The 14,206-nt window shown below is 62.2% G+C and carries 12 protein-coding genes and 2 riboswitches; of the genes, 7 read left to right on the forward strand and 5 right to left on the reverse strand.

Annotated elements, in window-relative coordinates:
- Window positions 1-174 precede the first annotated feature (174 nt).
- Window positions 175-759, forward strand: a complete 585-nt coding sequence (gene nfuA / locus AC3ITA_RS12405; RefSeq protein WP_007912592.1) for a Fe-S biogenesis protein NfuA — start codon at window positions 175-177, stop codon at window positions 757-759.
- A 168-nt stretch (window positions 760-927) separates the two neighbouring features.
- On the opposite strand, the gene cobM is transcribed toward nfuA, so the two are convergent.
- From cobM to AC3ITA_RS12425, 4 genes are all read right to left on the reverse strand, one after another.
- Window positions 928-1,674: a precorrin-4 C(11)-methyltransferase gene (gene cobM, locus AC3ITA_RS12410; RefSeq protein ID WP_489280463.1), complete on the reverse strand. Its 747-nt coding sequence runs from the start codon at window positions 1,672-1,674 to the stop codon at window positions 928-930.
- Between the two features lie 83 nt (window positions 1,675-1,757).
- Entirely contained in the window at window positions 1,758-2,171 is a 414-nt protein-coding gene (locus tag AC3ITA_RS12415; protein WP_150673387.1) for a cobalamin biosynthesis protein, read from the reverse strand.
- Entirely contained in the window at window positions 2,168-2,875 is a 708-nt protein-coding gene (locus AC3ITA_RS12420) for a CbtA family protein (protein WP_150673388.1), read from the reverse strand. The genes AC3ITA_RS12415 and AC3ITA_RS12420 overlap by 4 nt, the downstream gene beginning before the upstream one ends.
- Window positions 2,876-2,886: 11 nt before the next feature.
- The gene (locus tag AC3ITA_RS12425; RefSeq protein ID WP_095941889.1) at window positions 2,887-3,078 is read right to left on the reverse strand and encodes a CbtB domain-containing protein; all 192 of its coding nucleotides are present in this window, start codon (window positions 3,076-3,078) and stop codon (window positions 2,887-2,889) included.
- Window positions 3,079-3,199: 121 nt separating this feature from the next.
- Window positions 3,200-3,425, reverse strand: a riboswitch (cobalamin riboswitch).
- Window positions 3,426-3,602: 177 nt separating this feature from the next.
- Window positions 3,603-3,815: riboswitch (cobalamin riboswitch) on the forward strand.
- Window positions 3,816-3,918: 103 nt separating this feature from the next.
- Between AC3ITA_RS12425 and cobW the strand changes: the two genes are divergently transcribed.
- The 5 genes from cobW (at window position 3,919) to AC3ITA_RS12450 (ending at window position 12,488) form a co-directional block, all read left to right on the forward strand.
- Window positions 3,919-4,989: a cobalamin biosynthesis protein CobW gene (cobW, locus tag AC3ITA_RS12430; protein ID WP_095941890.1), complete on the forward strand. Its 1,071-nt coding sequence runs from the start codon at window positions 3,919-3,921 to the stop codon at window positions 4,987-4,989.
- A 3-nt stretch (window positions 4,990-4,992) separates the two neighbouring features.
- Entirely contained in the window at window positions 4,993-8,820 is a 3,828-nt protein-coding gene (cobN, locus tag AC3ITA_RS12435; protein ID WP_489280466.1) for a cobaltochelatase subunit CobN, read from the forward strand.
- A 160-nt stretch (window positions 8,821-8,980) separates the two neighbouring features.
- Window positions 8,981-9,988, forward strand: coding sequence for a magnesium chelatase ATPase subunit I (locus AC3ITA_RS12440; RefSeq protein WP_489280468.1), 1,008 nt, complete (start codon window positions 8,981-8,983; stop codon window positions 9,986-9,988).
- Window positions 9,989-10,107: 119 nt separating this feature from the next.
- Entirely contained in the window at window positions 10,108-10,653 is a 546-nt protein-coding gene (locus AC3ITA_RS12445; RefSeq protein ID WP_414927821.1) for a vWA domain-containing protein, read from the forward strand.
- 188 nt (window positions 10,654-10,841) lie between these two features.
- Window positions 10,842-12,488: a phospholipase D-like domain-containing protein gene (locus AC3ITA_RS12450; RefSeq protein WP_489280469.1), complete on the forward strand. Its 1,647-nt coding sequence runs from the start codon at window positions 10,842-10,844 to the stop codon at window positions 12,486-12,488.
- A gap of 7 nt (window positions 12,489-12,495) precedes the next feature.
- On the opposite strand, the gene AC3ITA_RS12455 is transcribed toward AC3ITA_RS12450, so the two are convergent.
- Window positions 12,496-13,722, reverse strand: a complete 1,227-nt coding sequence (locus AC3ITA_RS12455; protein ID WP_150673393.1) for an NADH:flavin oxidoreductase/NADH oxidase family protein — start codon at window positions 13,720-13,722, stop codon at window positions 12,496-12,498.
- A 77-nt stretch (window positions 13,723-13,799) separates the two neighbouring features.
- Between AC3ITA_RS12455 and AC3ITA_RS12460 the strand changes: the two genes are divergently transcribed.
- Window positions 13,800-14,204 carry a MerR family transcriptional regulator gene (locus tag AC3ITA_RS12460; RefSeq protein ID WP_150673394.1) on the forward strand — a complete coding sequence of 135 codons (405 nt, stop codon included), beginning with the start codon at window positions 13,800-13,802 and terminating at the stop codon, window positions 14,202-14,204.
- Window positions 14,205-14,206: the final 2 nt, after the last annotated feature.

Here is a 14,206-nt window from a genome sequence, read left to right on the forward strand (position 1 = left end):
CTTAAGTGCTCCGCGTAAACCCGGGAGTGCGCGTTATCGTTGGCGACCATCGCGAGCAAGCTCGCTCCTACAGAAAACCAGGGGAATAGTCGGAATCTTTCCCGACAAAAATACTAGGACTTTGTCCGGCGCGTTGATTGGCGTAAACTGCGCCCAAGCCTGCGAGGAGTTTCCATGACCGCTATTACCATCACCGACGCCGCCCACGATTACCTGGCTGATCTGCTCTCCAAGCAGAACACCCCGGGCATCGGCATCCGCGTCTTCATCACCCAGCCTGGCACCCAGTACGCCGAAACCTGCATTGCCTACTGCAAGCCGGGCGAAGAAAAACCCGAAGACACCGCGCTGGGGCTCAAAAGCTTCACCGCGTACATCGACCACTTCAGCGAAGCCTTCCTGGACGATGCCGTTGTCGACTACGCCACCGACCGCATGGGCGGCCAGCTGACCATCAAGGCGCCAAATGCCAAAGTACCGATGGTCAACGCCGACAGCCCGGTCAACGAGCGCATCAACTACTACCTGCAAACCGAGATCAACCCGGGGCTGGCCAGCCACGGCGGTCAGGTCAGCCTGATCGACGTGGTCGAAGACGGCATCGCCGTTCTGCAGTTCGGCGGTGGTTGCCAGGGCTGCGGCCAGGCCGACGTGACGCTGAAGGAAGGCATCGAGCGCACCTTGCTCGAGCGCATCCCGGAGCTCAAAGGCGTTCGCGACGTGACCGACCACACGCAGAAAGAAAACGCCTACTACTAAGGTGTTCGCTGCGAATTGAAAAACGGCGCCCCGTGAGCGCCGTTTTTTTATGGGTTGAATTCATTGACGCCTTCGCGAGCAGGCTCGCTCCCACAGTAGATCTTCAGTAACCAGGGACTTGTGCCCCGCACAGACCATTGTGGGAGCGAGCCTGCTCGCGAAGGGGGCTTATGGGCGATAGAGATGCGCATGCCCGGCGCGATACAGCGACGACTCACTGAAGTGGTCACTGCCCAGCACCCGACCCACCAGAATCAACGCGGTACGGCGAAAGCCCTTGGCTGCAACCTTCCCGGCAATATCCTCCAGCGTGCCTACCACCCAATCCTGATCCGGCCAGCTCGCGCGGTGCACCACCGCAATCGGGCAATCGGCGCCATAATGAGGTAGCAGTTCCTCAACGATCTTCGCCAGGTGATTGACCCCCAAATGAATTGCCATGGTCGCGCCGTGCTGCGCCAGGCTGGAGAATTCCTCTCCCGGTGGCATGGCGGTCTTGTCGGCGTAGCGAGTCAGGATCACGCTCTGCGAAATGTCCGGCAGGGTCAGCTCCGCGCCCAGGAGCGCCGCGCAAGCGGCGGTGGCCGTCACGCCGGGTACGATTTCGAACGCAATGCCCAGCTCACGCAGATAGCGAATCTGCTCGCCAATGGCGCCATACAGGCTCGGATCGCCGGAGTGCACCCGGGCGACATCCTGGCCTTTGGCGTGGGCGCTCTTGATCAGGTCGATGATCTGTTCCAGATGCAGTTCGGCGCTGTTGACCACCTGTTCGGCACAGTGACCTTCCAGCACGGCGGCGGGCACCAGGGAGCCGGCATAAATGATCACCGGGCAGCTGCGAATCAGCCGCTGGCCCTTGACGGTAATCAGTTCGGGGTCGCCGGGACCTGCGCCAATGAAGTAGACGGTCATGGTCGGTTCCTGTGGGGAAATAGAGGCTGAACAGGGCTTCAGATGAAGAATGTTCATGATCAAAGGCGGGGATTATCGGTTTTTTACGCAGCGCCGGCCAATGCCAGTGTTGCCTGGGCGTATTTTTGTCGTGGAATCAGCAGTTTTGCCGGGGCCTGGGCCAGTTGTTCCGCCAGGGCCAGTGCGGCGCTTTCCGCCACGCCGTAGCAACCGGTGCGTTCAAACGCTATTTGCGATTGATGACTGAGTTGCGGTTCATAAGCGGCCAGTTGTTCACTGCTGAAATACATCAATTCCAGGCCAAGCTGCTGAGCCAGTTCGATTAACGCAGGTTCGTCGCGCTTCGAATCGATGCTGGCCAGTGCCTTGATTTCATGACGCCCAATCTGGTGCGCCTCCAGCGCCTGATCGAGCAGCGCCAACAACGTGCTGACAGGGCAGCCTCGCTGGCAGCCCAGGCCGACCACCAGGGTCGGCGCTGTGCTGATATCGGTCATGCGTGGTATTGACCATCGCTTTTGCGACGGAACAACCAGGCGCTGATCAGGCCCAGGGCCAGCCAGAACGCCACGTTGGTCAGTTGCGAAGCGATTTTGAACCGGGTTTCCAGCGCCTCTGGAGCGAGCATCGAATGCACTTCCGGTTGCGGTGCGCCAATCACATGGGGAACGGCGAGGATCGCTGCACCCAGGACTTTCATCAGCCAGTGACGGCTGAACACGATCAGTGCGATACCGACGGCGGTGGAGGCGGCGGTACCGACCCACCACAGTTGCCGTTGTGCCAGGTCGGCGGCGGCGGTGCCGGGCAGTTCAGGTGGCAGGCCGAGGGTCGGCGCGAGCACGAAGGTCGCGTAACCGGCCAGGCCCCAGAGCAGGCCTTGCGAGGTTCTGGTCGGCGCACGCAAGGTGTACAGGCCAGCGAGCATCAGGGCGAAACCGACGGCCACCACCAGGTTGCCGCCAGTGGTCGACAGCACGCGCTGCCAGCCGTCTTCCGGCTCCCAGGCTTGCGCATCGTGAGTGTGGGCAGCCGTCGCACCGTCGGCGTGTTCATGCATTTCAACAGCGGCCGGTTCGGATTTTTCGTAGGTCTCGGCCTGCAAAATCAGCGGGGCGACCCAGAAGCTTTGCAGCAGGGTCAACAACAGGGCGGCCAGCAGCCCTGTGAAACCTGCGGTTTGCGCAATACGCTTGATCATGTCGACAGCTCTCAATGGCACGGGAACGCGGAGCTGTGACGGGTATCGTGGGCGGCGTTGTGCACCGCTTCGATGTGCGAGAAACCGGCAAAATACACAAGGCAGGCGCCCAGAATCGACGCGCAGACGGCGGCGGTCAGACGTTGGGTCAGGGTTGAGGTGGTGCTCGCGGCTGTGTGTTCGGCGCTGCTGATGATCGACATGGCGTTTCCCTCTGGTCTGTCAGCGGGGAATAAGAGCGCATGCAAAAACCCGCACGACCAGGCGCGCAGAGGTTCAAACAGCGCCCGCCCACCGCGGGTTTGTTGGTTCAGTGACCGTACTGGTCACTTTGTGTTGCGGGCCGGTCTCCGGGCTCACGAGGGGCAAAGGCTTTGGCCTGAACCTGAAAACATCACCTTCCCATACCTTGCAGGCACAGTGGATCTGACGCTTCGCTCGCTTACCGTTGCGGGGGCAGCACCGGACTGACATGGCTTAAGAGTAAAGCACATGATTCACCGGTTTCCCGTTTCACCCTGTGAAGGGCACCCGTAACAAGGCGTGTAGGAGAGCATGGGCGGGGGTTGGGCGTCAATTGGCAAGGGTTCTCAACTCGAAACCGAGGTGACTTCATCGCGAGCAGGCTCGCTCCCACAAGGGACCGCATTCCAATGTGGGAGCGAGCCTGCTCGCGAAGGGGGCACCGCCGATTTCAAGTGAACATTGACCCGCCCCAAGACCATGCGTAGCCTTGCGCTTTCGAGGTTCTTCGGCGTTTGTCGAAGCTAAGAAGGGAACGCGGTCGATGCCGCGGCTGCCCCCGCAACTGTGAACGGTGATGTTCGTTGCCACGCCACTGCAGGCTCAAGTCATGAGGCCGGCGGGAAGGCGCAGCGAATGCCAGGCTCAAGGCCGGCACACCGTCAGCCAGGAGACCTGCCTCGTCACAGATTCTCACTTTCAACCGGGCGGGGTGATCCGGTGGCGAACTCTTCAGGCACGCGCGTCCGTGTTGCCGGTCGTCGTCCCGTATGCCCGCCACTTAAGCCATAGGGCATCCGATGAAAACACTGGCCAAACTCCCCGTCACCATCGTCACCGGCTTTCTCGGCTCGGGTAAAACCACGCTGCTGCGGCACATGCTCGACAACGCCCAGGGTCGCCGCATCGCGGTGATCGTCAACGAATTTGGCGAGCTGGGCATCGACGGCGAAATCCTCAAGCAGTGCTCCATCGGTTGCACCGAAGAAGAAGCCAACGGCCGTGTCTATGAGCTGGCCAACGGCTGCCTGTGCTGCACCGTCCAGGAAGAATTCTTCCCGGTGATGCGCGAACTGGTGGCCCGTCGCGGCGATCTGGACCACATTCTCATCGAAACGTCCGGCCTGGCGCTGCCAAAGCCGCTGGTGCAGGCCTTCCAGTGGCCGGAAATCCGCAGTGCCTGTACGGTGGATGCGGTGATCACCGTGGTCGACAGCCCGGCCGTGGCCGCCGGCACCTTCGCCGCGTTCCCGGATCAGGTCGACGCCCAGCGCAAACTTGACCCGAACCTGGACCACGAATCGCCGTTGCACGAACTGTTCGCCGACCAACTGGCCAGTGCTGACCTGGTGATCCTCAACAAGGCTGACCTGATCACCCCGGCGGACCTGGCCCGCGTGCGCCTGGAAGTCGCCGAGGAATTGCCGCCAGCGGTGAAAATCATCGAAGCCAGCAGCGGTCGCCTGCCGCTGGACGTGCTGATCGGCCTGGGTGCCGGCTCCGAAGAACACATCGACGGCCGTCACAGCCACCACGACCATCATCACGATGGCGACGACGATCATGACGACCACGATCACGACGCCTTCGATTCGATCTCCATCGAACTGCCGCAAGCCGACGAAAGCCTGCTGCTGGACGCGTTGACCCAACTGGTGGTCCAGCACGGCATCCTGCGGGTCAAGGGTTTTGCGGCGATTCCGAACAAGCCGATGCGCCTGCTGATCCAGGGCGTGGGCACGCGTTTCGACAAGCATTTCGACCGCCAGTGGGGCGCCGAAGAAGCGCGAGTCACCCGCCTGGTGCTGATCGGCCAGCAACTGGACGCCACTGTTCTCGAAGCGCAATTGCGCGCCGCGCTCAGCGTGTAAGCCATGCACCTGCTCAGGACCCAGCCCGGCGGTTTCGTGTCGGATGACAATATCGCCGACCTTGGACAAACCCCCGCCGAGCTGGTGGTCCTGTGCAGCGGCGATTCCAGCCTGGCGCTGCTTGCCGAAGCGGCGCAACAGTTGCCCGACGATTACCCGAGCGTGCGCCTGGCCAACCCGATGCAGGTGCAAAACCATGCCTCGGTGGATTTGTATGTCGATGAAGTGCTGCGTCACGCCCGGGTGATCCTGATTTCGCTGCACGGCGGCATCGCCTATTGGCGTTATGGCATCGAGCGCCTGGTCGAGCTGTCGCAGCGCGGTGTGCAGGTGATTCTGGTGCCGGGCGATGATCGCCCGGACCCGGAGCTCAGTGACCTGAGCACCGTCGGTGCCGAAGATCGCGACCGGCTCTGGCAGTTTCTGCGTCAGGGCGGTATGGGCAACGCCCTCGATTTCTTCCGCTGCCTGGCCAACCGCTGGCTGGCCCGTGATTACACCTGGGGCGAGCCGCAAACCCTGCCACGCACGGCGGTTTACCATCCGCACAAACATTCTGCCGCACTGAGCGACTGGCAGGCCGACTGGCAGGCCGGTCAACCGGTGGCGGCGGTGTTGTTTTACCGCTCGCATTTGCAGGCGGCGAACACCGCGTTCATTGATGTTTTTTGCCAGCGTTTGCAGGCGGCGGGGTTGAATCCGTTGCCGATTGCCCTGGCCAGCCTTAAAGAGCCCGGTTGCCTTGGCGTGGTCGAGGACTGGCTGGACGAGGCCAGCGTCTCGGTGATCCTGAACACCACTGGCTTCGCCCAATCCAGTCCCGAAGCACCGCATCTGCGCCCGTTTCGCCGCGATATTCCGGTGATCCAGGCGATTTGCGCCCAGGACAACGAACCGGGTTGGCGCGCCAGCGAACAGGGCCTTGGCCCCCGTGATCTGGCGATGCACATAGCCTTGCCTGAACTGGACGGACGCATCATCAGCCGCCCGATCAGTTTCAAGGACCTGGCGTGGCGCAGTGAGCGCAGTCAGTCGGATGTGGTCTGCTACCGGGCCCAACCTGAGCGCATGGACTTCGTTGCCGAACTGGCGCGGCGCTGGGTCGATCTGGCGCGGGTGCCCAATGCTGAAAAACGCATTGCCTTGATTCTCGCCAATTACCCGACCCGCGACGGTCGCATCGGCAATGGCGTCGGCCTCGATACCCCGGCCGCCGCGCTGAATATCCTGCGGGCGCTGCATGCCGAAGGTTATCCGTTGCCGGCTGAGTTGCCGGACAGCGGCACCGCGCTGATCCAGCAGTTGCTGGGTGGCGTCAGCAACGATCTTGAGACCCTCGACCTGCGCCCGTGCCAGCAAAGCCTGGGCATGGATGATTATCTGGCGATGTTCAACGCACTGCCCGAAGCCAACCGTGCGGCGGTGCTCGAACGTTGGGGCGCGCCGGAAAGCGACCCGATGTGCCGCAGCGGACGGATGATGATCGCCGGCCTGCGCTTGGGCCTGACCTTCGTCGGCATTCAACCGGCGAGGGGTTATCAGGTCGATCCGAGCGCGGTGTATCACGACCCGGACCTGGTGCCGCCCCACGGTTACCTGGCGTTCTACTTCTGGCTGCGCAACGCCTACGGCGCCCACGGTGTGATCCACGTCGGCAAGCACGGCAACCTCGAATGGCTGCCGGGCAAAGGCGTCGGGCTGTCGGAACATTGTTGGCCAGATGCTTTGCTCGGGCCGCTGCCGAACATCTATCCGTTCATCGTCAACGACCCGGGCGAGGGCGCCCAGGCCAAGCGGCGCACCCAGGCGGTGATCATCGATCATCTGATGCCACCTTTGACCCGCGCCGAAACCTACGGCCCGCTACGCAACCTCGAATTGTTGGCCGATGAATATTACGAAGCGCAGTTGCTGGACCCACGTCGTGCCCGAGAGTTGCAGCGCGACATCCTGCAGCTGGTGCGTGACACCCACATCGACCGCGAACTGCAACTGGACGAGCAGCTCGACAGCGATGCCGACGCGGCGATCTGGTTGCCGCGGCTCGACACCTACCTGTGCGACTTGAAAGAGTCGCAGATCCGCGACGGCCTGCATGTGTTCGGCGAATCGCCCACCGGTCGTTTGCGCATCGATACCTTGCTGGCGTTGTTGCGCATTCCAAGGGGCGATGGCCGGGGGGCGCAATCGAGCCTGCTGCGGGCACTGGCCAAGGCCTTCGGGCTGGGGTTCGATCCACTGGATTGCGCGCTGGCCGAGCCCTGGACCGGGCCGCGTCCCGAGCCGCTTTTGCTGATCAGCGACGAGACCTGGCGTACGGCGGGGGATACCCGCGAACGCCTCGAGCTGTTTGCCACACAACTGATCTCGCAGGCATTGGCCGACCCATGCAGGAGCGAGCCTGCTCGCGATGGAGTGTCAGCCACATTGATGCCAACTGACACTCCATCGCGAGCAGGCTCGCTCCTACACGAGGTGCAAGCCATCATCGACAACCTGCGCGAGGTGGTCGCCCCGCGTCTGGACGCCTGCGGTCCGGCGGAAATGCGCGGATTGCTCGATGCCCTGGGCGGTCGCTTCGTCCCGGCCGGTCCCAGCGGCGCGCCGAGTCGTGGTCGCCTGGACGTGCTGCCCACCGGTCGCAATTTCTATTCGGTGGACGTGCGCAACCTGCCGACCACCACGGCGTGGCGCATCGGGTTCCAGTCGGCCAACCTGATCCTCGAGCGGCACCTGCAAGACCACGGCGATCATTTGCGCCAGCTCGGCCTGTCGGTGTGGGGCACCGCGACCATGCGCACTGGCGGTGATGACATCGCCCAAGCGATGGCGCTGATGGGCGTGCGTCCGGTCTGGGCCACCGGCAGCCAGCGGGTCGACGATTTCGAGATTCTGCCGTTGAGTTTGCTCGACCGTCCGCGGGTGGACGTGACTTTGCGCGTGTCCGGTTTCTTCCGGGATGCCTTTGCCAATCTGATTCGCTTGTTCGACGCGGCGGTGCAAGCGGTGGCCGACCTCGATGAGCCGGACGACCTCAACCCGTTGGCGGCCAAGGTACGCGCCGAGCGTGCAGCCTTGCTGCAGTCAGGGCTCGATGAAGAGGCTGCGCGACGTCAGGCCGGCTGGCGGATATTCGGAGCCAAGCCCGGTGCCTACGGCGCGGGCGTGCAGGGCGCCATCGACGGTCGCCTGTGGCAGAGCCGTGAGGACTTGGCGGAGGTCTACCTCAACTGGGGCGGCTACGCTTACGGCGGTTCCGACGAAGGCACCGCCGCCCGCGAACAGTTCAGCCAGCGCCTGAGCCAGGTACAGGCGGTGCTGCAAAACCAGGATAACCGCGAGCACGATCTGCTCGACTCCAACGATTACTACCAGTTCCAGGGCGGCATGCTCGCGGCGGTGGAAAGCCTGAAGGGCGAGGCGGCGGCCAGCTATCATGGCGACCACAGTCAGCCGGACCTGCCGAAGATTCGCACCTTGAAGGAAGAGCTGAACCGGGTGATCCGCTCCCGGGCGGCCAATCCGAAGTGGCTCGAAGGCGTTAAGCGTCACGGCTACAAAGGGGCGTTCGAAATGGCCGCGACGGTCGACAACCTGTTCGCCTTCGACGCCACCACGCAGTTGATCGACGATCACCAGTACGCGTTGCTGGCCGATGCCTATCTGCTCGATCCGGACACCCGGGATTTTGTTCGCGAACACAATCCCCATGCCTTGCGCGACATGACCGAGCGCATGCTCGAGGCGCAACAGCGCGGGATGTGGAAGGAGCCCGGCGAGTACCGCGAGGCACTGGAAAATCTGTTGCTGGATATAGAAGAAGACGGCTAATTACCGCAAATCCTGTAGGAGCGAGCTTGCTCGCGATGGACTTAAGGGCGACGCGTTTTTCCAGTAAACACGCGTCATCGTTAACGACCATCGCGAGCAAGCTCGCTCCCACAGGGATTGGGGCGCCAGTGAGATCACCGACCATGACCGAGATAAAACAATGACCGACATCCCCCATTTCCCGCTCTCCGCCGTGGTCGGCGCCGACGATTTGAAACTGGCCCTGTACCTGACCGCCATCGACCCGAAAATCGGTGGCGTACTGATCGAAGGCCCGCGTGGCATGGCCAAATCGACCCTGGCCCGTGGCCTGGCGGACCTGCTGGCCAGCGGTCAGTTCGTCACATTGCCGTTGGGTGCCACCGAGGAACGCCTGGTCGGCACCCTCGATCTCGACGCAGCGCTGGGCGAAGGTCGCGCACAGTTTTCCCCCGGCGTACTGTCCAAGGCTGACGGAGGCGTGCTCTACGTCGACGAGGTCAATCTGTTGCCCGATCACCTCGTTGACCTGCTGCTCGATGTGGCCGCCAGCGGCACCAATCTGGTGGAACGTGACGGTATTTCCCATAGGCATTCGGCGAAGTTCGTGCTGATTGGCACCATGAACCCGGAAGAGGGTGAACTGCGTCCGCAATTGCTGGATCGTTTCGGCTTGAACGTCGCCCTCGGTGGCCACACCGCGCCGACCGAGCGCGGCCAGATCATCCGCCGTCGCCTGGATTTCGACAGCGATCCGCAAGGTTTCTGCGCCGAATGGGAATCCGCGCAGGCGTCTCTGCGCGAACGTTGCCAGAACGCACGCAACGCACTGGCAAAGATTCCTCTCGATGACCAGGCGCTGGCACACATCACTGAGCGCTGCTTTGCCGCCGGCGTCGATGGCTTGCGCGCCGACCTGGTCTGGCTGCGTGCCGCCCGGGCACACGCCGCCTGGCGCGGGGCGCATACCATCGCCGAGGACGATATCGACGCCGTTGCCGAGTTCGCCTTGCGCCATCGTCGTCGCGAGCATTCACCACCGGCACCTCAGCCATCCCAGGCTGCGCAACCCGCTGCACCGCAGAACGCCAATCCGAGCGAAGGTCAGGGCCGGTGGGGCGAGTTGCCTGCCCAGGCGCTCGCGGTCGGCGCACGACGTGAAGTGCCGAGCTGGCCAAAAAAGCCCTAGGCATTCGCCCTCGATCAGATGCGGGGGCGAATGCCAGACCCCGTGCCGGGCGGCTGGACCACGGCAAACAGGGCAAGCGACACGCAGCCCCCGGCGGCTCCGTCAACTGGCCTGGCACATTGCTCAATGGCCGACCGCGTCAGCGCGACGACCTGTTGTTTCACCTGCGTACTCGCTCGCCCCATGAACTGTGGCTGGTGATTGTCGATGCGTCGGCTTCAACCCGCCGTCATCAGGCGTTGAGTGATGCCAAAGGCTTGCTGGCGCAGCTGTTCGATGATGCCTACCGCCAACGTGCGCGACTGGCGTTGCTGACCGCCAGCGGCTCGGTGCCCAAGTGGCAGGTGCAAGGGTTGAAGGCTTCCAACGGTTTGCGCCATTGGCTCGATGGGCTCGGCGCAGGCGGCGGAACGCCGTTGCTGGCGGCGCTGGGTGAGGCGAGGCACTGGCTGGCCGCGCGGCAAAAGCGTTTTCCGGCGGAACAGCAAAGATTTTTATTGGTGACCGATGGGCGGCTGAAGGACTGGTCCATGCTGCCGGCAATCGAATGTCCAGGGCTGGTGATCGACATCGAACGCGGGCCGATTCACCTTGGCCGGGCAAAGGTGTTGGCAGCGCAGATGCAGGTTGATTATCGACACATCGATGAGCTGATTTCAGGTTGAGTTTTGTGCTGACAGTGCCGGCCCCATCGCGAGCAGGCTCGCTGCCACATTGGAATGCACTCTCCTGTGGGAGCGACGGTGCGACGATTCGACCTGCTCGCGATGGCATCCCTCGGGTATTGGATAATTACGGTTACCCGCATCGCTGCCCTATGCTGCTGTAAGCAAGCCATCCACAGGAGTGACCCATGCGCGTTCTAACCCGCAATGATCAGGACGATTTTCGTGTCAAAGCCTACGCCGGCACCAATGGCGTGCTGTTGGCCATGGACCTGGCCGAATCCCGTCGCATTGGCCTGTTGGGTTTTGCCATTGAAAAACAGCAGGGCAGCAAACCCTGGATGTTTCTGTTCAATAGCCTGACATTCCCGGACAAGGACCATACCTTCCCCCGGTTCCACGCCACGCCCAGCGATATTGCGCCGTTACAGAAATTCCGTGGGGCCGATTACGCGGTCAATCCGGGGATGACGATCCACTATCGGGTCTATCCGGTCTACGGCAGCCACAATGCGCCACAACTGGGTGAGTGCCTGGCGGTAACGGTCACCTCCGACGATGGCCATCCTGGCAACCAAAGCGTCAACTTCAACCGCGCAGTAGCCGCCAGTCAGGCGTTCGAGCGCAAGTTTCCCGATCTCGATGCACTCATCGGCAAAAAGCACAAGCTGCCCATCGAAGCCTGGCCCGATGCCCCGCGTAGATGGTTGGAGAACGGTTTGCTCGGGCGCTTGTTGGGGTTTATCGAGCGTGCTGTCGATGGCCAGTGGGCGCTGGATATCGCCATCTATGAGTACCAGTTGCAGGTGATTGTCGACGCAGTGGAGGCTGCGCTGGAACGCGGCGTGAAAGTTCGCGTCCTTTATCACGCGCAACCGGGCGAAGACACTACCGCCTTGAACGAGGTCAGTCTGAAAAATATCCCCCAGGCGAACAAACGCGGGCGGGTCACCCACAATATCTTTCACAACAAGTTCATGGTCTTGAGTCGGCTTGACGCAGCGGGGCAGCATCAGCCCGAAGCGGTACTCTGCGGCAGCACCAACTTCACCCCCAACGGCGTTTACCGTCAGGCCAACGTGGTGCATGTGCTGGACGATACGCGGCTCAGTACCCTTTATCTGCAAACCTTCGAGCAGGTCTGGAGCACGCCGGCAGATGTCGGCGCCACGCGGCAATGGATCACGCAGCACAACCCGATGGATCCGACGCAGGCCCTTTTCGCCGGGTTCTCGCCGCGCTCGGGCGGGGGGGATCTGGATGAATTCGTCTCGATCATCAATGCCGCGAAAAAGGACGTGCTGTTCGTCACTGCGTTCGCCTTGCCCGACGCTATCCTCAACGCCTTGCTCGGCTTGCCCCATGACGATATCCTGCGCTATGGCCTGCAAAATACCACCAGCGAAATCACCGGGTTTCACGCCGACCGCACCGCTGAATTCACCACCGTTGCCCTGCTCGACAAAGGGCTGGAAGGCTGGCTCCAGGAAAGCAGGGAGGGTCAGAAGGGCAATATCCTGGTGCACACCAAAGCCATCGTCACTGACTTCACCAGTGATGCGCCGACGATCATCAGCGGTAGCCACAACCTCAGCGCCGCAGCCAGCAACGGCAATGACGAAAACTATCTGATCATTCGCGGCGATACCGATCTGGCAGACCGTTATGGCCTGGAGTTGCTGCGGTTCTACGAGCATTACCGCTTTCGCTATTTCGCGAAAAAGCTTGCGCTCAAGCAGGTCCAGCCGTTGGCGACGGATAACAGCTGGACTGATGACTATTACCGCGCGGGGAATCTACGGATGTTGTCGCGACTGCGGTTTACCGGCCAATAGCGATCCATCATTGCGCGCTCATGGCCCGGCGATACTGACGCGTGCGTTTGGCGATGTATAACTGATCAATAATCAACGCCAACAACGCCGAAACCTTGGGTCGGGTTTTGCGCCCACGGCTCAAGCGATGCAGCTGGAACTTGACCACCGCCATGCTCGCCAGCGCCGCCAGGGGCTTGCGCTTCCAGCGGATCGGCGGCAGTTGCGGATGACTGTCCCGGCCTTCGCGCCAGTGCTTGACCAGGTGCGGTTCCACGGCCAGCGCGGTGCCGATGCCAGCCATGGCAATGCCGCTGTCGAGCACCTGTTCGACGATTGCCAAACGGCGGATCCCGCCGGTCACCATCACCGGCATCCGCGCCACGCTGGCCAGTTCACCGGCCATTTCCAGAAAGTACGCCTCCCGTGCCAGGGTCCGGCCGTCGCGCGCTTCGCCTTGCATGGCCGGTGCTTCGTAACTGCCACCGGAGAGCTCCAGCAGGTCGATCGCTTGTTCGTTGAGCCACTGGATCACTTGCCGTGCATCATCGGCATCGAAACCACCGCGCTGGAAGTCCGCTGAATTGAGCTTCACCGACACACAAAATTGCGGCGACACCGCCTGGCGAACCGCCTCGACAACGGACAACAGCAGACGCGCGCGATTTTCCAGGGCGCCGCCCCATTGATCGGTGCGCCGATTGGTGAGTGGCGAAAGGAACTGGCTGATCAGGTAACCGTGGGCGGCGTGGATCTGCACTCCGGTAAAACCGGCTTTCTCGGCCAGTGCGGCGCTGGCGGCGAAGCGTTGGATCACCTCTTGGATATCGTCCTCGGTCATGGGCTTGGGTTCGGCGAACATCTTCGAGAACTGGCCGAGATCCAGCGCGACCGCCGATGGCGCCAAGGCTTGCTGGCCGAGGTTGGCCATGGTCTGGCGGCCAGGATGGTTGAGCTGCACCCAGAAGTGCGCACCGCCGGCCCGACCGACACTGGCCCACTGGCGGAAACGATCCAGGTGGCGCTCGTCTTCCAGGGCTACACCGCCGGGGCCGGTCATGGCGCGGCGGTCGATCATCACATTGCCGGTCAGCAACAAGCCGGCTTCACCCTCGGCCCAGGCCTGATACAGGCGCAACAGCGCCTGGTCGGGCACCTGATCGGTGTTGGCGAGGTTCTCTTCCATCGCGGCTTTGGCAATGCGATTGCCGATGGTCTGGCCGTTGGGCAAATTCAAGGTTTGGAAGGGTGACATGCTTGACTCCTCAAAGTGATGAGCAGAGGCTAAGCTTAAAGTTAACTTTAATGTCAAGCAGGTAAAATGAGGCCGCAATGAAAATTGGCGAATTGGCGCAGTTGAGCGGGTTGACCGCATCACGCATCCGTTTTTACGAGTCTCAGGGCTTGATCCGGCAGGTCGAGCGTTCTTCCAACGGTTATCGGCGTTACTCGCAACAGGCGCTGCAAACCCTGCAACTCATCCAATGCGCACAACAAGCCGGTTTCAGCCTGGAGGAACTCAAGCAGTTGCTGCCGGATACTGTGACGGGCGCGTTCAAGCACGACGAGTTGATGGCCGGCCTGCATCGCAAGATCGAGCAGATCGACGAGATGCAACGGCACCTGGCCCATAGCAAGGCGCAGTTGCTGGGCTGGATCGACACCATACAGGCCAGGCCCGAAGGCATGAGCTGCGATGAGAATGCCGAGAGGGTGATGACGACATTCAAACACTAGGT

The organism is Pseudomonas sp. GL_090 (assembly GCF_057837765.1).